Source organism: Variovorax soli, from assembly GCF_031454625.1.
Taxonomy (GTDB): Bacteria; Pseudomonadota; Gammaproteobacteria; order Burkholderiales; family Burkholderiaceae_C; genus Variovorax; species Variovorax soli_A.
On sequence record NZ_JAVDRF010000004.1, the window covers coordinates 412,495 to 430,859 of the forward strand.

The window sequence follows — 18,365 nt, forward strand, 5'->3', positions numbered from 1 at the left end:
GGATCAGTTCGGGTCGAGCGCGCAGGCGTCTCGCAGCCACTCGTTCAGCCCGCGCAGCAGGGCCTCCGGCTGGTCCGCGTGCACCCAGTGGCCGGCGTCTTCGATGCGCTCGAGCGCGGCGGATGGAAACAGCGCCCGGATGCCCGGCAGCGAAGCAGGCTGCAGGTAGTCGGACTCCGCGCCCGCGATGAAGAGCGCAGGACCTTCGTAGCGGGCCTCGCGCAGCGACGCGGGAAAGTCGCAGAGATCGCGCATGCACAACCCGGTGGCGAGCAGGTTGAGCCGCCAGTCGAAGCGGTCGCGTTCCCGGCGCAGGGTCTGCATCAGGAAGTCGACGGGGGCATCGGCGCGCAGGCTTTCGGCGAGTGTCCGGCGGACTTCGCGGCGGCCGGCGGCGCCGACGTCGAGGTTGCGCATGGCCGACACGTAGGAGGAGAACTGCCCGGTGTAGCTTTCGGGGGCGATGTCGATCACGGCCACGCCGCCGACGGCCTGCGGATGCGAGAGCGCCAGCGTCATCGCCGTCTTGCCGCCCATGCTGTGGCCGATGACGAAGGGCTGCTGCAGGCGTTCACGTTCGATGAGCGCGAGCACGTCGTGCGCCATCTCGGCGTATGACATGGACTCGGCCCATGGCGAAGCGCCATGGTTGCGGGCATCGGGCAGGTAGACGCGATAGTTCGCCGCCAGCGACTGCGCGACGTTCGTCCAGTTGCGGCCGGCGCCGAACAGGCCATGCAGGATCACCAGCGGAGGTCCCGACCCCCAGGTCTCGAACGCGAGTTCCAGCGGCATGGGGTTGGCCTACTTCTTCTTCACCGGCGGCAGGTCGGTGCACACGCCCTCGAAGAGCTCCGCCGCCATGCCGATGGATTCGCCGAGCGTGGGATGCGGGTGGATGGTCTTGCCGATGTCGCCCGGTTCGCAGCCCATCTCGATGGCCAGGCACAGCTCGCTGATCAGGTCGCCCGCATGGGTGCCGACGATGCCGCCGCCGACGATGCGGTGCGTGGCCTCGTCGAAGATCAGCTTGGTGAAGCCCTCGTCGCGCCCGTTGGCGATCGCGCGGCCCGAAGCGGCCCAGGGGAACACCGCCTTGCCGATCTTCAGCCCCTCGGCCTTGCACTGCTCCTCGGTCTTGCCGGCCCAGGCCACCTCAGGGTCGGTGTAGGCCACCGAGGGAATCTGGCGCGCGTCGAAAAACGCCGGCTCGCCGTGCGCTGCCTCGGCCGCCACGTGCGCCTCGTGCACCGCCTTGTGCGCGAGCATGGGCTGGCCGACGATGTCGCCGATGGCGAAGATGTGCGGCACGTTGGTGCGCATCTGCTTGTCGACCTCGATGAAGCCGCGCTCGGTGACGGCCACGCCGGCCTTGTCGGCGCCGATCTTGTTCCCGTTGGGACTGCGGCCGACGGCCTGCAGCACCAGGTCGTAGACCTGCGGCTCCTTCGGCGCCTGCTCGCCTTCGAAGCTGACCTCGATGCCGGCCTTCGTCGCCTTGGCGCCGATGGTCCTGGTCTTGAGCAGGACCTTGTCGAAGCGCGGTGCGTTGAACTTCTCCCACACCTTGACGAGATCCCGGTCGGCGCCCTGCATCAGGCCATCGAGCATCTCGACCACGTCGATGCGCGTGCCCAGCGTCGAGTACACCGTGGCCATCTCGAGGCCGATGATGCCGCCGCCGATCACGAGCATGCGCTTCGGAATGCCCTTGAGCAGCAGCGCGCCGGTGGAGTCGACGACGCGCTCGTCCTCGGGCATGAAGGGCAGCTTCACGGACTGCGAGCCTGCGGCGATGATGGCCTTGGCGAACTTCACCACCTTCTTCGCGCCACCCTCCCCCACCACCTCGACGTGGTGCGGGTCCAGAAAGCTGCCGACGCCGGTGACGACCTCGACCTTGCGCGCCTTCGCCATGCCGGCCAGGCCGCCGGTGAGCTTCTTGACGACGCCTTCCTTGAAGCCGCGCAGCGCATCAATGTCGACCTCGGGCGCGGGGTACCTGATGCCGTGCTTGCCGAGCAGCTTGACCTCGTCCATCACGCTGGCCGTGTGCAGCAGCGCCTTGGAGGGGATGCAGCCCACGTTGAGGCACACGCCGCCGAGCGTGGCGTAGCGCTCCACCAGCACCGTCTTCATGCCGAGGTCGGCGCTGCGGAAGGCGGCCGAGTAGCCGCCGGGGCCGGCACCGAGCACGAGCACTTCGCACTCGATGTCGGCCTTGCCGGCGTAGCTGCCGGCCGTGGGCGCGGGTGCGGCGGCCACCGACGCCGCAGCAGCCGCCGGTGCGGGCGCAGGGGCCGGCGTCGCAGCGGCACCGGCTCCTGCCGCCGCCTCGAGCACCAGGATCACCGACCCTTCGCTGACCTTGTCTCCCAGCGCGACCTTCAGCTCCTTCACGGTGCCCGCATGGCTCGACGGAATCTCCATCGAGGCCTTGTCGGACTCCACCATGATCAGGCCGGTATCGACCGCGATGACCTCGCCGGGCTTGACCAGCAGCTCGATGATCGCGACATCCTTGAAGTCGCCGATGTCGGGGACCTTGACTTCCACCATGTTTGCCATTGGGGCGCTTCCTTCAGAACAGCATGCGCCGCAGGTCGGCGAGCACGTTGGCGAAATGGACGTTGAAGCGCGCGGCGGCGGCGCCGTCGATCACGCGGTGGTCCCACGACAGGGACAGCGGCAGCGCCAGGCGCGAGGTGTAGGTCTTGCCGTCGCTGGAATGCTGCTTCCAGTAGCTCTTGCACACGCCCATGATGGCGACCTCGGGCGCGTTGATGATCGGCGTGAAGTAGATGCCGCCGATGCCGCCGAGCGAGCTGATGGTGAAGGTGCCGCCCGACATCTGGTCGGGCTTGAGCTTGCCGTCGCGCGCCAGCTTGGCGAGCTCGCCCATCTCCTTGGCGATCTCGGGCACGGTCTTCCTGTCGACGTCGCGGATGACCGGCACCATGAGGCCGTTGGGCGTGTCGGCCGCGAAGCCGATGTGCCAGTAGTTCTTGAGCACCAGCGCGTCGCCGTCGAGGCTGGCGTTGAACTCCGGAAACTTCTTCAGCGTGGCGACGGCTGCCTTCATCATGAAGGGCAGCATGCTGATCTTCACGCCCGACTTCTCGAGTTCCTTGTTCATCTGAACGCGGAAGGGCTCCAGCTCGGTGATGTCCGCCTCGTCGTGTGTCGTCACGTGCGGAATGACGACCCAGTTGCGGTGCAGGTTGGCGGCGCTGATCTTCTTGATGCGCGACAGCTCCTTGCGCTCGGTCGGTCCGAACTTGGCGAAGTCGACCTTGGGCCAGGGCAGCAGGTCGATGCCGCCCACGCCGCCGCCGGCGGGTGCCGCGGCCGCCTTGCCGGCAGCCGGCGCAGCGGCGGCGCCACCGCCCTTCGCGAAGGCCTCCACGTCGGCGCGCACGATGCGGCCGTGGTCGCCGCTGCCCTTGAGCTTGCCGAGGTCGACGCCGAGTTCGCGTGCCAGCTTGCGCACGGCGGGTCCGGCGTAGGCGAGGGCGAAGGCGGCTTCGTCGATGGAGCCGGAGGCGGTGGCCTGCGCCGGGGCGGTCGCGGCCGCGGCTGCAGCAGGCGCTGCCGGCGCAGCCGCCGGGTCGGTGGCGGTGGCGGCGGCGGTGGCGTCGCCCGTGGCCAGCAACAGGATCACCGAACCTTCGCTGACCTTGTCGCCCAGCTTCACGGCGATGGACTCCACCACGCCGCCGCACGGTGCGGGCACGTCCATCGTGGCCTTGTCGGATTCCAGCGAGACCAGCGGGTCTTCGGCCTTCACCGTGTCGCCCGGCTTCACGAAGATCTCGATGACCGGCACATCGCTGAAGTCGCCGATGTCGGGGACCTTGATGTCGATTGCTTTGCTCATTTTCTTGTCCTGCCTCAGACGGTCCAGGGGGCTGCGCGCTCGGCATCGAGCTGGTACTTCTCGATCGCATCGGCCACGACCGAAGGCTTGATGACGCCGTCGTCGGCCAGCGCCTTGAGCGCGGCCACCACCACGTGCCAGCGGTCGACCTCGAAGAAGCGGCGCAGGTTGCGGCGGTAGTCGCTGCGGCCGAAGCCGTCGGTGCCCAGCACGGTGTAGCGCCGGCCCGCGGCCTGCACGTACTCGCGCACCTGGTCGGCGTAGTTGCGCATGTAGTCGGTGGCCGCGATGACGGGGCCCTCGTGGCCGTCGAGGCATTGCTCGACGTGGCTCCTGCGTGCCGGCTCGGTGGGGTGCAGCCGGCTCCAGCGCTCGGCGGCCATGCCGTCGCGGCGCAGCTCGTTGTAGCTGGTGGCGCTCCACACATCGGCGGCGACGTTCCAGTCGGCCTTCAGCAGTTCGGCCGCGGCCATCACTTCACGCAGGATGGTGCCGCTGCCCATGAGCTGCACGCGCTGGCCCTTCTTCGGGGTCTTGCCGCCGTCGCTCAGCTGATAGAGCCCCTTGAGAATGCCCGCCTCGATGCCCTCGGGCATGCCCGGGTGCGGGTAGTTCTCGTTCATCAGGGTGATGTAGTAGTAGACGTCCTCCTGCTCGGCGTACATGCGGCGCATGCCGTCGCGCACGATGGCCACCACCTCGTAGGCAAAGGTCGGGTCGTACGAGATGCAGTTGGGGATGGTGCCCGCCAGGATGTGGCTGTGGCCGTCCTCGTGCTGCAGGCCCTCGCCGTTGAGCGTGGTGCGCCCGGCGGTGCCGCCCAGCAGGAAGCCGCGCGCGCGCATGTCGCCGGCCAGCCAGGCCAGGTCGCCCACGCGCTGCAGGCCGAACATCGAGTAGTAGATGTAGAACGGGATCATCGGCACGTTGTTCGTGCTGTACGAGGTGGCCGCGACGATCCAGCTGGACATCGCGCCGCCCTCGTTGATGCCTTCCTGCAGCACCTGCCCGTCCTTCGACTCGCGGTAGTACATGAGCTGGTCGGCGTCCTGCGGCTTGTAGAGCTGGCCGAGCGAGGACCAGATGCCGAGCTGGCGGAACATGCCTTCCATGCCGAAGGTGCGCGACTCGTCGGGCACGATGGGCACCACGTGCTTGCCGATGGCCTTGTCGCGCACCAGCGTGCCGAGCATCTGCACGAAGGCCATGGTGGTGGAGATCTCGCGCTCGCCGGTGTCCTTGAGCAGGCGCTCGAAGGTGGACAGCGGCGGGATCTCCAGCGCCACCGACTTGCGGCGGCGCTGCGGCAGGTAGCCGCCGAGCGCGGCGCGGCGCTCGCGCAGGTACTTCATCTCGGGGCTGTCCTCGGCCAGCCGGATGAAGGGCACGTTGGGCAGCTCCTCGTCGGACACCGGGATCTGGAAGCGATCGCGGAAGCCGCGCAGCGCGTCCTGCGTCATCTTCTTGGCCTGGTGGGCGATCATCTGGCCCTCGCCCGATTCGCCCATGCCGTAGCCCTTCACCGTCTTGGGCAGGATCAGCGTGGGCTGGCCCTTGTGCTTGACGGCGGCGGCATAGGCGGCGAACACCTTCTCGGGGTCGTGGCCGCCGCGGGTCAGTGCCCAGATCTGCTCGTCGCTCATGTCGGCGACCAGCGCCTTCGTTTCTTCGTATTTGCCGAAGAAGTGCTCGCGCACGTAGGCGCCGCTCTTGCTCTTGAAGTCCTGGTACTCGCCGTCGACGCACTCCTCCATGCGCTGCAGCAGCTTGCCGCTCTTGTCCTTGGCGAGCAGCGCATCCCAGCCGCCGCCCCAGAGCACCTTGATGACGTTCCAGCCGGCGCCGCGGAACACGCTCTCGAGCTCCTGCACGATCTTGCCGTTGCCGCGCACCGGGCCGTCCAGGCGCTGCAGGTTGCAGTTGATGACGAACACGAGGTTGTCCAGGCTCTCGCGGCCCGCCAGCGAGATGGCGCCGAGCGATTCGGGCTCGTCCATCTCGCCGTCGCCCATGAAGGCCCAGACCTTGCGCGGCGCCGTGTCGGCCAGGCCCCGGCCCTGCAGGTACTTGAGGAAGCGTGCCTGGTAGATCGCCATCAGCGGGCCCAGGCCCATCGAGACCGTGGGGAATTGCCAGAAGTCGGGCATCAGCCACGGGTGCGGGTACGACGGGATGCCCTTGCCCTCGGCCTCCTGGCGGTAGTTGAGCAGCTGCTGCTCGCTCAAGCGTCCTTCGAGGAAGGCGCGCGCGTAGATGCCGGGCGAGCTGTGGCCCTGGATGAACAGCAGGTCGCCGCCGTGGGTGTCGGTGGCGGCATGCCAGAAGTGGCCGAAGCCGATGTCGTAGAGCGTGGCTGCCGACTGGAAGCTCGCGATGTGCCCGCCGAGTTCGGACGAGTCCTTGTTGGCGCGCAGGATGATCGCCATCGCGTTCCAGCGGATGATGGAGCGCAGGCGATGCTCGATCTCGCGGTTGCCGGGCGACTTCTCCTCCTTCTCGGGCGGGATGGTGTTCTTGTAGGCCGTGTTCAGCGAACGGGGCACGTACACGCCGTCGCGGCGGCCCTCGTCGACGAGGCGGTTCAGCAGGAAGTTCGCGCGCTCGCTGCCTCGGTGGTGTTGAACCGCGCCGAGCGCGTCGATCCACTCGCCAGTTTCCGTGGGGTCGAGATCACCCAGGGTGCTCATCGGTTTGTCTCCTGTGTCATGCCCGCGATCCGCATCGGACGAAGCGGCCGGGACTGGCTACAGAGCAATCGATGTGCCACGCGGCACGCGGCAGCCGGAGCGCGCTAAGTGATTGATTTCACTAGGGACGAAAGGAGAGCCTGGCCGGTGCCGCGCCGATCATCCGGATGGGAGGCGAGGAGCACGTCCGAATCGCCGGACCACTGATTGCGGGAAAACCCTGATCGCCCACCGGCAGCGCGTTCTGGACTTCGCGGATTGTTGAGCCCGCTCGCTCCCCGCGCGCCGATATATCGTGTTGTGATATATTTTCGCACCCTGCCCTCTGCCGAGCCGCACCGGGCGGAGGTGCGTTCGCTCCAGGGCGCCTTCGACGTGCCCCTGATCGACCTTCCCGACGCACCATGACCAGCCCAGCCTCCCATCCGCCGCGCGGCGATTTCGCGCTCAACACGCGCCTCATGCGAATCACCGTCATGGCGGCCGTCATCGGCGCGATCAGCACGGTGGCCGCGCGCGTGCTGCTCGACCTGATCCGCTTCTTCACCAACCTGTTCTTCTTCCAGACCTTCTCGCTGGCCGACCGCTCTCCGGCGGAGCACGCGCTGGGCGCGTGGGTGATCGTGGTGCCGGTGATCGGCGGGCTGATCATCGGCCTGGTGGCGCGCTATGGCTCCGACAAGATCCGGGGGCACGGCATTCCCGAGGCCATCGAGGCGATCCTGTTCGGCAAGAGCCGGATGTCGCCGAAGGTGGCGCTGCTCAAGCCGCTGTCCTCGGGCATCGTCATCGGCAGCGGCGGGCCCTTCGGCGCCGAAGGGCCGATCATCATGACCGGCGGCGCCATCGGCTCGCTGATCGCACAGCACTTCCATCTCTCCTCCGCCGAGCGCAAGGCCCTGCTGGTGGCGGGCGCGACCGCCGGCATGACGGCGGTGTTCGGCACGCCGGTGGCCGCGGTGCTGCTGGCGGTCGAGTTGCTGCTGTTCGAGCTGCGCCCGCGCAGCCTGCTGCCGGTGGCCGTGGCCTGCGCCGTCGCGGGCTTCGCACGGCCGCTGATGATGGTTCCCGGCCCGCTGTTCCCCTTGCAGACGGCAGCGCCCGGCCCGCTCGCGATGCTGTCCTGCGTGGCGGCCGGCGTGCTCTGCGGCGCGCTGTCCGCGGCCTTGTCGCTCTCGCTCTACAAGGTCGAGGACTGGTTCGGCAAGCTGCCGCTGCACTGGATGTGGTGGCCGGCCATCGGCGGGCTGGCGGTGGGCATCGGCGGCTATTTCGAGCCGCGCGCGCTGGGCGTGGGCTATGACGTGATCGGCGACCTGCTGCACAACCACCTCGCGCTCGGCGTGGTGGCCGCGCTGCTGACGGTGAAGGCGGTGATCTGGGTGATCTCGCTGGGCTCCGGCACCTCGGGCGGCGTCCTGGCGCCGCTGCTGATGATGGGCGCCGGCCTGGGCGTGGTGCTTTCGCACGTGCTGCCCGGCAACGACCCGATGCTGTGGCCGCTGGTCTGCATGGCCGCCACGCTCGGCGGCGTGATGCGCGCTCCGCTCACCGCCACCGTCTTCGCCTTCGGGCTCACGCACGACAGCAACGCGATGCTGCCGCTGCTGGCGACCTCGGGGGTGGCTTACGGCTTCACGGTGCTCACCATGCGCCGCTCGATCCTCACCGAGAAGATCGCGCGCCGCGGCTATCACATCTACCGCGAGTACGGCATCGATCCCCTGGAACGGCATTTCGTGGAAGAAGTGATGACGCGCGATGTGCGCAGCATCGACGCCGCGATGCCGGTCGCGGAAGCGCTGGCCGCCTACTTCGGCGAAGGCCAGTTGCACCGCGCCTATCCGGTGCTGCGCGGCAGCGCGGTGATCGGCGTGATGGACCGCACCGCGCTGGCCGCGGCCGGCGCAGGCACCGTGGGTGATGCCTGCGCATCGGCAGCGCCGCCCGTGTTCGCGCTGCAAGGCGAGAACTGCCGCGTCGTCGCCACGCGTCTCGCGCGCCACCGGCTGGAGCGGCTGCCGGTCGTCAAGGACGCGCAGTCGCTCGCGCTCGTGGGCATCGTGGCGCGCAGCGACCTGATCAAGCCCTCGCTCGCGCACTTCGACGAAGAAGAAAAGCGCGAGCGCCTGCGCGGTCTGCCCTGGCAGACCTGAGCCTGCCTCGGGTGCGCGTGCCGCACGGCGCCTTTTCGCTCAAGCCAGCTTCGCTCCGTCTTCGAGCAGCCGCGCGCGCAGCGCCGGCACCGGCACGGCCCGGAGATTCACCGGCAGGTCCGATCGCGCCGCCATCGCAGCCGCCGTGCCGGCGGCCTGGCCCACGGCCATCGAGATCGTCATGACGCGAATCGCGGCGTGCGCGCTGTGCGTTGCCGAAACGCCGCGCCCGACCACCAGCGCGTTGTCAAAGCCGACGGGAATCAGGCAGCGATAGGGGATCTGGTAGGCGTGATCGTCACCCAGGCCTTCGTAGCGCAGTTCCCCGCCGGCGGCGGGATGGATGTCGATCGGATAGGCGCCGGCGGCGATCGCATCGGGAAACTGCGCCGGACGCAGCAATTCCTCCGCGCTCAGGACGTGGTCGCCGACGACGCGGCGCGTTTCGCGCACGCCGACCTGGGTCCCGAACGCACGCAACTGGCCTGACTCGCAACCCGGCACGCATTGCCGCAGGTACTGGGCCGCGTTCCAGGCCTGCCGCCGGCCCTCGATCTCGGCGGCGCCCAGCGCCATGGCGTCCGTGGCGTCGATGCCGAGGCGGCTGATGTTGAACCAGCCGTCGTTGCTGAACGGATCACGGCTGACGTGCAGGGCCGCGCGCGCCAGCCGGCCTTCTTCGTAGCCCCGGCGCGCCAGTGCGGCGAGCTCGGCCTTCGGCAGCGCGTCCAATTGCGCAAAGTCGATCGGTCCGAAGCGGAACATCATCGTGGCCGGCTGCAAGGCTTCGCCTTCGTCGAGCTCGAGGAAGGCGGCGCCTGCGCGATCGAGCGCATCCATGTCGCCGGAAGCGTCGATCAGCACCTGCGCATGCAGCTCGACCACGCCGCTCTTGGTCAGCACGTGCACGCGATCGATGCGCCGTCCGCTCACGCCGACATCGAGCACGCTGGCGTGCAGCAGCGGCCGCACGGCGGCCTCCCGCAGCATGTCGTCCAGCACCAGCTTGAGCACTTCGGGCGCATATTCGACCCGGTCCATCCTGTGGCCGGTCGACATCACGAAGCTTGCGTGCTCGCCCGCCCCGCCGTACCGTCCGAGCCGCGTCACGACCTCGTCGGCCAGTCCGGCCACCACGCGCCGTCCGTTGGCGGTCTGCCAGCTGTTGAACTGCGCGACGGCCCCGGCCGTGGCATTGCCGCCGAGAAAGCCGTAGCGCTCCACCAGCATCACCGAAGCGCCGCAGCGCGCGGCCGCCACCGCCGCCATGGTGCCCGCGATGCCGCCGCCGCAGACCAACACGTCCGCGCTCATCGTGGCGGCGATGCGATAGCCGAAGCTTTCGTGGTTCATCACGAGTCCGCCTTGATGCCCCGCGTCTTGATCACCTGCTGCCAGCGAGCCCCCTCGGCCTTCAGGTACTGCGCGGTCGCATCGCGGCCACTGACCACGGGCGTGACGCTCAGCGCCGCGAAGCGCGACTTCACGGCATCGGTGCCCAGCGCCTCGATCAGCAGGGCTTCGAGACGAGCAAGACCTTCCTTGGGAATCGTGCCCTTGGGAGCGACGAGCGCCGCCCAGCCTTGCACCTCCAGGGTGGACTGGCCCAGCGAACGCAGCGTCGGCACGCCGGGCAGTTCGGCCACCGGCGCAGGCGAAGACACGGCCAGGGCGCGGAGTCGACCGGCGCGGACATGCGCGATGACGCTGGGCAGGTTGAGAAACCCGCACGACACCAGTCCTCCGATCAGGTCCGGCAGGAGCGCGCTTTCGCCCTTGTAGGGGACGCTGGTGATGGTGGTCTGGGTCTGGATCGAGAACAGCTCGGCCGTCAGATGTGCCAGCGTGCCGTTGCCGCTGTTGCCCGCGGTCACCGTGCCGGGCCGTGCCTTGGCCTCTGCCACCAGGTCGGCAAAGCTGGCGATCTTCGAGGACGAGGGCACGACCAGCACCAGCGGCTGCGCGGACACCATGCCGACCGCGTCGAAGTCGCGGGCGACGTCGTAGGTGATCGATGGATTCAGCACGGGATTGATCACCATGCTGTTGCTGCCCATGAGAAGCGTGTGGCCGTCCTTGCTCTGCGCAGCGGCCATCACGCCGATGGCGCTTCCGGCGCCCGGCCGGTTCTCCACGATGACGCTCTGTCCCAGCTTCGGCGCCAGCACCTCGGCCAGCACGCGCGCCGAACTGTCGGCGCCGCCGCCCGGCGCGAACGGAACGATGATGCGCACCGTCTTGCTCGGCCATGCATCCGCGGCCCAGCCGCGTCCGGCATGCACGGCGCTCAGGGCGAGCGCGGCGGCGGAAAGCAGGGTGCGCCGGTTCAATGTCGCCAGGTGATGGTTCATTCGCTTGTCTCCGATCCGGGGCGTCGATTCCATCATAGGAGGCGCCTGGTCGCAGCGCCAACACCAGGGCTGCGGCGCTTCTTACGGTTTCCTGTGCAACAGATCCAGGAACTGTTCTGCCGGCGTGCTGAGCGGCCGGTCGCTGCGCACGATGCTGCCGTAGGTCGCGAGCTTGTGGCGGATCGGATAGCGCACGATGCTGAGCACGCCATGCTCGGCGTCCCGCTGCGCGACCGTCTCCGGGATCACGCCGATCATCCGTGACTTGCGGATCAGGTTGATGGTCGTGAGGATCGAACCGGTCTCGACCAGGCCGCGCGGCATCATCGCGTGGTGGGACTGGAACTCGCGCTCGATCACGTCGCGCATGGGGCTGTGCGCCGGCTGCAGGATCCAGGGGTAGGCCAGCAGATCCGCGAAGGCAACGCGCGACTGCCCAGCCAGCGGATGCTCATTGCCCACAACCACCGCCAGGGACTCGTCCTCGATGGCCTTGAAGATGCAGCTCGCCGCTTCGGGACCGACAGGGCGCCCCACCACCACCTCGAGCACGCCCTCGTGCAGCTGGGCGAGCAGCTTGTCGCTGGTATCCACCGCGATCTCGATCGCCAGCAAGGGATGCGCCGCCTTGAGTTCGGTGAGTGCGTCGGTCAGCCGGCCGGGCGAGGCGGCCATGATGCTGCCGAGCGAGAACTTGCCGACGCTGCCGAGCTGGAAGTCGTGCAGCTCGCGGTTGAGCGCCTCCATGCTGCCGCGGATCCCCCTGAAGTAGCCCATCACGCGCTCGCCCGCGGCATTGAGCCGCAGGCCGCGCCCGGCCCGCTCGAAGAGCGGCTGGCCGAGCGCGCTCTCGAGCTCGTGAAGCATCTTGGTGGCGGCCGGTTGCGTCAGGCCCAGTTGATCGGCGGCGGCGCGCAGGGTGCGTCGTTCCTCCACGGCCAGCATCAGCGCAACCTGCCTCATGCGGACGCGGTTGAGCAGCCGCGGGGTCGAATCCTGCTTGTCGATGGAGCCCACGATTGATTACCTCAGGATATTGATCGATCAAGAGCTTTCAGTTTACGTGCATCAATCGCGTGCCTACGATCGGCGTCGACGAATCCTAGAAACAGCCTGGAGACAAGCAGATGAAGAAGCTCATCGCGGCCGCGGCCGCAGGGTTGCTGGCGCTCGCCGCAAGCGCCGCACACGCCCAGGACTGGCCGACCCGCGCGCTGCGGATCATGGTCGGCTCCGCGCCCGGCGGCGGCACCGACGCGATGGCCCGCGCGGTGGCCGATCGGCTCGGCCCCCTGCTCAAGCAGCCGGTCGTGGTCGAGAACCGGCCCGGCGCTTCCAACACCCTGGCCGCCGATGCCACGGCCAAGTCCACCGACGGCCACACGCTGGTGATGGGCGTGGTCACGGCGCACGCGATCGCGCCGCACCTGCTCAAGCTCAACTACGACAGCAACCGCGACCTGGTGCCGGTGGCCTTCGTCGGCGCGGTGCCCAACGTCCTGGTGGTCAGCAACAGCGTGCCGGCGGATTCGGTGCAGGCGCTGATCAAGCTGGCCCGGCAGGAACCGGGCAAGCTCAACTACGCCACCAGCGGCGCCGGCAGCACCCAGCACATTGCGGCCGAGCTGTTCAAGGATGCGACCGGCGTCGACATCACGCACGTGCCCTACAAGGGCAGCGGCCCGGCGCTCATCGATCTGGTCGGCGGCCAGGTACAGCTGAGCTTCGACACCCTGCCCTCGGCGATCGGCCAGATCAGGAACGGCAAGATCCGCGCACTCGCGGTGACCACCAGCAAGCGCAACGCGCAGCTGCCCGACGTGCCGACCCTGGCCGAAGCGGGCGTTCCGCACCTCGAGATGAGCGCCTGGTACGGCATCTACATGCCCGCTGCAACGCCCAGGGCGGTGCAGGACAAGGTGCACGAGGCCGTGAACCAGGTGCTCGCGATGCCCGAGACCCGGACCCGACTCGACGCCATCGGTGCCGAGATCACGCCCATGACCCAGGCGCAGTTCGCGCAGTTCCATGCCGCCGAATACAAGCGCTTCGGCGAGGTCATCAAGAAGAACCGCATCCGCCTCGACTGACATGCCGAACACCCCTGCCCTTCCCGTTGTCGCGCTCACGCTGGGCGATCCCGCAGGCATCGGCGCCGAGCTGATCGCCCGCCTGCTGGCCCGGCCCGAAGCCACCGCGCTCGCCAACATCGTGCTGGCCGGCGACCGCTGGCTGTGGGACGAAGGCCAGCGCATCGCCGGCACCTCCGTCGCCGTCGATGAGGTGCGCTCCCTGGCCGAGGTCCGCGGTCGTGCCGCGACGGCGCGCCCCGCATTCCTGGCGGTGCGCAGCATCGACCCTGCGCTGGTGGAGCGCGGCCGGGCCGCGGCGCCGGGCGGACGATCGGTGCTGCAGGTGCTGGACCGGTGCATGGACGCGACGCTGGCGGGCGAGGTCGACGCGATCTGCTTCGCGCCCCTCAACAAGCAGGCCATGAAGCTCGGCGGCATGCGGCACGAAGACGAACTGCATCACTTCGCGCAGCGCCTGGGTGTGGCCGGCTACTTCTGCGAGTTCAACACGCTGGGCGAGCTCTGGACGTCGCGCATCTCCTCGCACGTGCCGCTGAAAGACGTGGCCGGCTACCTGAGCGTGGAACGCATCGAGCAGGCGGCCGAGCTGATCTACCGCTCCCTGCTGGACAACGGCGTGGCGCAGCCGAAGATCGCGATCGCGGCCTTCAATCCGCACGGCGGCGACGGCGGCCTGTGCGGGCGCGAGGAGGTCGACATCATCATCCCGGCGGTGCAGCGGCTGCAGGCCCGCGACTGGCCGACCGCGTCGCCCTTCCACGGCCCCTTCCCGGCCGACACCATCTTCCTGAAGGCGCAGGCCGGCGACTACCAGGCCATCGTCACCATGTACCACGACCAGGGCCAGATCGCCATCAAGCTGATGGGCTTCAGCCGCGGCGTCACGGTACAGGGCGGGCTGCCCATTCCCATCACCACGCCGGCGCACGGCACGGCCTACGACATCGCCGGACAGGGCAAGGCCAGCGTCGAAGCCATGTGGCAGGCCTTCCTCATTGCGAGCCGCATGGGCGCCGCGCACCGCCTCGCCACCCCCACACCCGCTTGAACCCTCCCACATCCGAGAAGCACCATGAAGATCAAATCCGTCCGCGCCCGCGTTTTCGAATGGAAGGGCAAGACCGTTCCGCCGCAGGGCAACTTCTGCTCCAACGCCATGGACCTGCTGTACGCGCCGCAGGAAACCATGAGCACCTTCCGCTTCCATTCGTGGACGGTGGTCGAGATCGAGACCGACGACGGCATCGTCGGCCTCGGCAACGTGGCGCTCGCGCCGGCCATCGCGAAGGCCATCATCGACCAGTACCTCGCGCCGCTGGTGACCGGCCAGGACCCCTGGGACTACGAGTACCTCTGGCAGCGCATGTACCGCGCCACCCACGCCTGGGGCCGCAAGGGCGTGACCATGGCCGCGATCTCCGCGGTCGACCTCGCGATCTGGGACATCCTGGGCAAATCGGTGAACAAGCCGGTGTTCAAGCTGCTCGGCGGCCGCACCAAGGAGAAGATCCCCTGCTACTACTCCAAGCTCTACCGGACCGACCTGAAGGAAATGCAGGCCGAGGCGCAGAAGTTTCTCGACCAGGGCTTCACCGCCTTCAAGATGCGCTTCGGCTACGGGCCGGCGCACCTGCAGAAGGGCGTCGCGGAGAACCTGAAGTCGGTCGAGGCGGTGCGCGAGGTCATCGGCTACGACAACGACCTGATGCTCGAGTGCTACATGGGCTGGAACCTCGAGTACGCCAAGCGCATTTGCCCCAAGCTCGAGAAGTTCCAGCCGCGCTGGCTCGAGGAACCGGTGATCGCCGACGACATCGACGGCTACGCCGAGCTGAACCAGCGGACCGGCATTCCGATCTCGGGCGGCGAGCACGAGTTCTCGCTCTATGGCTTCAAGCAGCTGCTGGACCGCAAGGCGGTGTCGGTCGTGCAGTACGACACCAACCGCGTCGGCGGCATCACGGCCGCGCACAAGATCAACGCGCTGTGCGAGGCCTACAGCGTTCCCGTGATCCCGCATGCCGGCCAGATGCACAACTACCACCTGACCATGAGCACGCTGGCCTCCCCGATGAGCGAGTACTTCCCGATGCACGACGTGGAAGTCGGCAACGAGCTCTTCTACTACATCTTCGACGGCGAGCCGGTGGCCGAGAACGGCTTCCTGCAGCTCGACGACCACAAGCCGGGCCTCGGGCTCAGCCTGAAGACCGAGTACCTCAAGGACTTCAACATCGTCGAATGAAAGGCGTCGGTTCGGCGCCGTCACAGGCGCATCACTTCCGCTCACCGAGGCCATGACCCACACCCAGCGCACCCCCTACCGCGGCATCTTCCCTGTCGTGCCCACCACCTTCGGCGATGACGGCACGCTCGACCTCGAGAGCCAGAAGCGCTGCGTCGACTTCATGGTCGATGCCGGGTCCGACGGGCTGTGCATCCTCGCCAATTTCTCCGAGCAGTTCCTGCTGGCCGACGACGAGCGCGAAGTGCTGACCCGGACCATCCTCGAGCACGTGGCCGGACGCGTGCCGGTGATCGTGACCACCACCCACTTCGCCACCCGCGTCTGCGCCGAGCGCAGCCGCCGCGCGCAGGACATGGGCGCGGCGATGCTGATGGTGATGCCGCCCTACCACGGCGCCACCTTCCGCGTTCCCGAGCCGCGGATCTTCGACTTCTATGCGCGGCTGTCCGACGCGGTCGACATCCCGATCATGGTGCAGGACGCGCCGGCCGCCGGCACCGTGTTGTCGGCCGCCTTCCTCGCGACCATGGCGCGCGAGATCGAGCACGTGGCCTACTTCAAGATCGAGACGGCAGGGGCGGCATCGAAGCTGCGCGAGCTCATCCGCCTGGGCGGCGACGCCGTCGAAGGCCCCTGGGACGGCGAAGAAGCGATCACGCTGCTGCCCGACCTCGACGCCGGCGCCACCGGCTCGATGACCGGCGGCGGCTATCCCGATGGCATCCGCCCGATCATCGAAGCCCATCGCGCGGGCGATCGCGAGCAGGCCTTCGCGCTCTACCAGCGCTGGCTCCCGTTGATCAACCATGAGAATCGGCAATCCGGCTTCCTCGCCGCCAAGGCGCTGATGAAGGAAGGCGGCGTGATCGCCTGCGAGGCCGCGCGGGACCCGTGGCCCCCGATGTGCCCCGACACCCGCAAGGGGCTGATCGAGACGGCCCGGCGGCTCGACCCGCTGGTGCTGCGCTGGTGCTGAGCGCCATGGACACCGGCATCGACATCCGCGATGCGCGCCTGCGCCCCGTCGTCGCGGGCGCCCGGCTCGAAAGACTGTGCACCGGCGCCGCCTGGAGCGAAGGGCCGGTCTGGATGCACGAGGACGATGCCGTGCTGTGGAGCGACATCCCGGCACCACCTGATGGTGTTCGACGTGCGGCAGAACGCGCTGGCGAACGGGCGCGTGTTCGCCGAGGTGAGAAAGTGGGCAACCTCTGCTTCGGCGGCGCGCGACGCGACCAGCTCTATGTCGCGGCGAGCAGCTCGCTCTACCGCATCGTTCTTCGCACGGAAGGTATCCAGCGCCCATGACCCGAGAAATCCTGCTGCTGGTGGAAAAGTGCAGCCACTGCTTCAGCTACTACGACATCCCGAGCGGCGAGCGGCTGCACAGCATCGCGCTGCCGGAGTTCCCGCACGAATTCGTGGTCGATGCGGCGAGGCGCCATGCCTACGTCGGCCACTATGGCGTCGAGACCTCGGCGCACGTCGGCCATGGCGGCACGTCCATCTTCCAGATCGACATCGCGGCACGCCGGCTCGCACGCACCATCGACATCGCGCCGCTCAACCGGCTGCACGGCATGCAGATGGACGCGCAGGGCCGCCTGTATGCGCTGAGCGAAGAACGCGCGCAGCTGGTGGTGCTCGACCACCCGGAGACCGACACCGCTCCGCAGCGCGCGGTCGACACCGGCGGCATCAAGAGCCATCTGTTCGCCCTCACCCGCGACGGGCAGACCGCCTACGTGATGAACCTGCTCTCGCACACCGTGACCAGGATACGGCCGCACGACGCCACGGTGGCGCCGGTGGCCTGTTCGCCGGGGCAGAAGCCCGAGGGCCATGCGCTCTCCGCCGACGAGAACACGCTCTATGTCACCAACCGCTGGAGCCACACGCTGGCGGCCATCGACACCGCCACCATGAAGGTGCTGCGCGAAGCCCCGTCGCGCGAGGACCCGACGCGCCTCTACCTGTACCGCGACGGGCGGCTGGTGGTGACCAACTACGGCGAGCGCAGCCTGTCGATGGTCGATCCGGAGAGCCTCGAAGAAATGGCCCGCATCCCGATGGAGGCGCGCCCGATCGCCTTGAGCTTCCATCCGACCCGGCCGCTCGCCTTCGTCAGCCAGGACGACGACCGGCTCGGTTACTTCAACATGGCGACGCTCGCCTTCGAGCGCTTCATCGGCACGCAGCGCGAGCCGGACGTGTCATGCGCGGTGCTGCTGTGAACGGCGCGGCGGCTGCCACGCGCGTGCCGCGCATCGAGGCGCTCAGCAAGCGCTTCGGCGGAACCCAGGCCGTCGACGGCGTCTCGCTCGACCTGCACGCCGGCGAGATCCTTGCGCTCCTGGGCGAGAACGGCGCCGGCAAGTCCACCCTGATCAAGATCCTGGCCGGCGTCTACGGCCAGGACAGCGGCAGCGTTTCGCTGCTGGGGTGCCCCGAGGCCGAGTGGCGCACCTTGCCGCGCGCGCAGCAGGGCATGGCCTTCATCCACCAGGACCTCGGGCTGGTCGAAGAACAGCTTCGACCCGGACCTGGCTACCGCGACGCCTATCGGAAGATCTGGGGCCGTTGATTCGGTCCGGTGTGCTCAGCGCTTCTGCGCGTGCATCTGGCAGGCGGCGAAGCCGCGGTCGGTCACTTTCACGACGACCGCGGGCTCGGTGTAGCCATAGCTTTCCTCGTCCATGAGCATCGGCGGGATTTCGGCTTCGACGAACCCCGTCGCCTTCAAGACCATCAATTTCTCGATGTCGTCGGGTTCGAGCACTGTAGAAGGCAAGCGCGATTCGCAGAGCGCGGCAAGCAGTTTCATCGGCAACTTCGTTCCTCCCTGATCGTCTCGGCTCCCAACTTTATGACAAGCGATGGCCGTGCACGCGTGGAGAAGGGGATATTCCGTCTGCGCTGGTTTCCATTTGTAACGGCAATGAGAGGAACCATG

16 protein-coding genes are annotated in these 18,365 nt (G+C 68.3%); 8 read left to right on the top strand and 8 right to left on the bottom strand.

Annotated features, from left to right (window positions below):
* Nucleotides 1-3 precede the first annotated feature (3 nt).
* The 4 genes from J2739_RS11965 to aceE are packed head-to-tail and all read right to left on the bottom strand — an operon-like array spanning nt 4 to nt 6,564.
* Nucleotides 4-795 carry an alpha/beta fold hydrolase gene (locus tag J2739_RS11965; RefSeq protein WP_309901808.1) on the bottom strand — a complete coding sequence of 264 codons (792 nt, stop codon included), beginning with the start codon at nt 793-795 and terminating at the stop codon, nt 4-6.
* Nucleotides 796-804: 9 nt separating this feature from the next.
* Nucleotides 805-2,568, bottom strand: coding sequence for a dihydrolipoyl dehydrogenase (lpdA, locus tag J2739_RS11970; protein ID WP_309901810.1), 1,764 nt, complete (start codon nt 2,566-2,568; stop codon nt 805-807).
* A gap of 13 nt (nt 2,569-2,581) precedes the next feature.
* Nucleotides 2,582-3,877, bottom strand: a complete 1,296-nt coding sequence (locus tag J2739_RS11975; RefSeq protein WP_309901812.1) for a dihydrolipoyllysine-residue acetyltransferase — start codon at nt 3,875-3,877, stop codon at nt 2,582-2,584.
* Nucleotides 3,878-3,891: 14 nt separating this feature from the next.
* Nucleotides 3,892-6,564 carry a pyruvate dehydrogenase (acetyl-transferring), homodimeric type gene (aceE, locus tag J2739_RS11980; RefSeq protein ID WP_309901814.1) on the bottom strand — a complete coding sequence of 891 codons (2,673 nt, stop codon included), beginning with the start codon at nt 6,562-6,564 and terminating at the stop codon, nt 3,892-3,894.
* A 404-nt stretch (nt 6,565-6,968) separates the two neighbouring features.
* On the opposite strand from aceE, the gene J2739_RS11985 reads away from it, so the two are divergent.
* Nucleotides 6,969-8,720, top strand: a complete 1,752-nt coding sequence (locus tag J2739_RS11985; RefSeq protein WP_309901816.1) for a chloride channel protein — start codon at nt 6,969-6,971, stop codon at nt 8,718-8,720.
* Between the two features lie 39 nt (nt 8,721-8,759).
* On the opposite strand, the gene J2739_RS11990 is transcribed toward J2739_RS11985, so the two are convergent.
* The 3 genes from J2739_RS11990 to J2739_RS12000 all read right to left on the bottom strand — a co-directional run bounded on the left by J2739_RS11990 (nt 8,760) and on the right by J2739_RS12000 (nt 12,088).
* Nucleotides 8,760-10,073 carry an FAD-dependent oxidoreductase gene (locus J2739_RS11990; protein ID WP_309901818.1) on the bottom strand — a complete coding sequence of 438 codons (1,314 nt, stop codon included), beginning with the start codon at nt 10,071-10,073 and terminating at the stop codon, nt 8,760-8,762.
* Nucleotides 10,073-11,071, bottom strand: a complete 999-nt coding sequence (locus J2739_RS11995; protein ID WP_309901820.1) for a Bug family tripartite tricarboxylate transporter substrate binding protein — start codon at nt 11,069-11,071, stop codon at nt 10,073-10,075. Before J2739_RS11995 ends, J2739_RS11990 begins: the two co-directional genes overlap by 1 nt.
* A gap of 81 nt (nt 11,072-11,152) precedes the next feature.
* Entirely contained in the window at nt 11,153-12,088 is a 936-nt protein-coding gene (locus J2739_RS12000; RefSeq protein ID WP_309901822.1) for a LysR family transcriptional regulator, read from the bottom strand.
* A 110-nt stretch (nt 12,089-12,198) separates the two neighbouring features.
* Between J2739_RS12000 and J2739_RS12005 the strand changes: the two genes are divergently transcribed.
* From J2739_RS12005 to J2739_RS12035, 7 genes are read left to right on the top strand one after another with little or no spacing between them, the layout of a single operon-like run.
* Complete coding sequence (locus J2739_RS12005) at nt 12,199-13,161, top strand: Bug family tripartite tricarboxylate transporter substrate binding protein (RefSeq protein WP_309901823.1); 963 nt, start codon at nt 12,199-12,201, stop codon at nt 13,159-13,161.
* Nucleotide 13,162: 1 nt separating this feature from the next.
* Nucleotides 13,163-14,212 (top strand): 4-hydroxythreonine-4-phosphate dehydrogenase PdxA, encoded by a 1,050-nt coding sequence (locus J2739_RS12010; protein WP_309901825.1) that lies wholly within the window; start codon nt 13,163-13,165, stop codon nt 14,210-14,212.
* Between the two features lie 24 nt (nt 14,213-14,236).
* Nucleotides 14,237-15,409: an L-rhamnonate dehydratase gene (locus J2739_RS12015; RefSeq protein WP_309901826.1), complete on the top strand. Its 1,173-nt coding sequence runs from the start codon at nt 14,237-14,239 to the stop codon at nt 15,407-15,409.
* 52 nt (nt 15,410-15,461) lie between these two features.
* A complete protein-coding gene (locus J2739_RS12020; protein WP_309901828.1) occupies nt 15,462-16,388 on the top strand; it encodes a dihydrodipicolinate synthase family protein in 927 nt (308 codons plus the stop codon).
* A gap of 5 nt (nt 16,389-16,393) precedes the next feature.
* Nucleotides 16,394-16,720, top strand: coding sequence for an SMP-30/gluconolactonase/LRE family protein (locus J2739_RS27890; protein WP_405053873.1), 327 nt, complete (start codon nt 16,394-16,396; stop codon nt 16,718-16,720).
* On the top strand, nt 16,717-17,646 hold the full coding sequence (locus J2739_RS12030) for a YncE family protein (RefSeq protein WP_309901830.1): 930 nt from the start codon (nt 16,717-16,719) through the stop codon (nt 17,644-17,646). Before J2739_RS27890 ends, J2739_RS12030 begins: the two co-directional genes overlap by 4 nt.
* The gene (locus tag J2739_RS12035; RefSeq protein ID WP_309901832.1) at nt 17,628-17,996 is read left to right on the top strand and encodes an ATP-binding cassette domain-containing protein; all 369 of its coding nucleotides are present in this window, start codon (nt 17,628-17,630) and stop codon (nt 17,994-17,996) included. Before J2739_RS12030 ends, J2739_RS12035 begins: the two co-directional genes overlap by 19 nt.
* 15 nt (nt 17,997-18,011) lie before the next feature.
* Here J2739_RS12035 and J2739_RS12040 read toward each other — a convergent pair whose 3' ends face one another.
* Complete coding sequence (locus J2739_RS12040; protein ID WP_309901834.1) at nt 18,012-18,236, bottom strand: hypothetical protein; 225 nt, start codon at nt 18,234-18,236, stop codon at nt 18,012-18,014.
* Nucleotides 18,237-18,365: the final 129 nt, after the last annotated feature.

Excerpts from the sequence above, each read along its gene's own strand:
- J2739_RS11965 (WP_309901808.1), bottom strand. The coding sequence starts at position 795 with ATGCCGCTGGAACTCGCGTTCGAGACCTGGGGGTCGGGACCTCCGCTG.
- lpdA (WP_309901810.1), bottom strand. The coding sequence starts at position 2,568 with ATGGCAAACATGGTGGAAGTCAAGGTCCCCGACATCGGCGACTTCAAG.
- J2739_RS11975 (WP_309901812.1), bottom strand. The coding sequence starts at position 3,877 with ATGAGCAAAGCAATCGACATCAAGGTCCCCGACATCGGCGACTTCAGC.
- aceE (WP_309901814.1), bottom strand. The coding sequence starts at position 6,564 with ATGAGCACCCTGGGTGATCTCGACCCCACGGAAACTGGCGAGTGGATC.
- J2739_RS11985 (WP_309901816.1), top strand. The coding sequence starts at position 6,969 with ATGACCAGCCCAGCCTCCCATCCGCCGCGCGGCGATTTCGCGCTCAAC.
- J2739_RS11990 (WP_309901818.1), bottom strand. The coding sequence starts at position 10,073 with ATGAACCACGAAAGCTTCGGCTATCGCATCGCCGCCACGATGAGCGCG.
- J2739_RS11995 (WP_309901820.1), bottom strand. The coding sequence starts at position 11,071 with ATGAACCATCACCTGGCGACATTGAACCGGCGCACCCTGCTTTCCGCC.
- J2739_RS12005 (WP_309901823.1), top strand. The coding sequence starts at position 12,199 with ATGAAGAAGCTCATCGCGGCCGCGGCCGCAGGGTTGCTGGCGCTCGCC.
- J2739_RS12010 (WP_309901825.1), top strand. The coding sequence starts at position 13,163 with ATGCCGAACACCCCTGCCCTTCCCGTTGTCGCGCTCACGCTGGGCGAT.
- J2739_RS12015 (WP_309901826.1), top strand. The coding sequence starts at position 14,237 with ATGAAGATCAAATCCGTCCGCGCCCGCGTTTTCGAATGGAAGGGCAAG.
- J2739_RS12020 (WP_309901828.1), top strand. The coding sequence starts at position 15,462 with ATGACCCACACCCAGCGCACCCCCTACCGCGGCATCTTCCCTGTCGTG.
- J2739_RS27890 (WP_405053873.1), top strand. The coding sequence starts at position 16,394 with ATGGACACCGGCATCGACATCCGCGATGCGCGCCTGCGCCCCGTCGTC.
- J2739_RS12030 (WP_309901830.1), top strand. The coding sequence starts at position 16,717 with ATGACCCGAGAAATCCTGCTGCTGGTGGAAAAGTGCAGCCACTGCTTC.
- J2739_RS12035 (WP_309901832.1), top strand. The coding sequence starts at position 17,628 with ATGCGCGGTGCTGCTGTGAACGGCGCGGCGGCTGCCACGCGCGTGCCG.
- J2739_RS12040 (WP_309901834.1), bottom strand. The coding sequence starts at position 18,236 with ATGAAACTGCTTGCCGCGCTCTGCGAATCGCGCTTGCCTTCTACAGTG.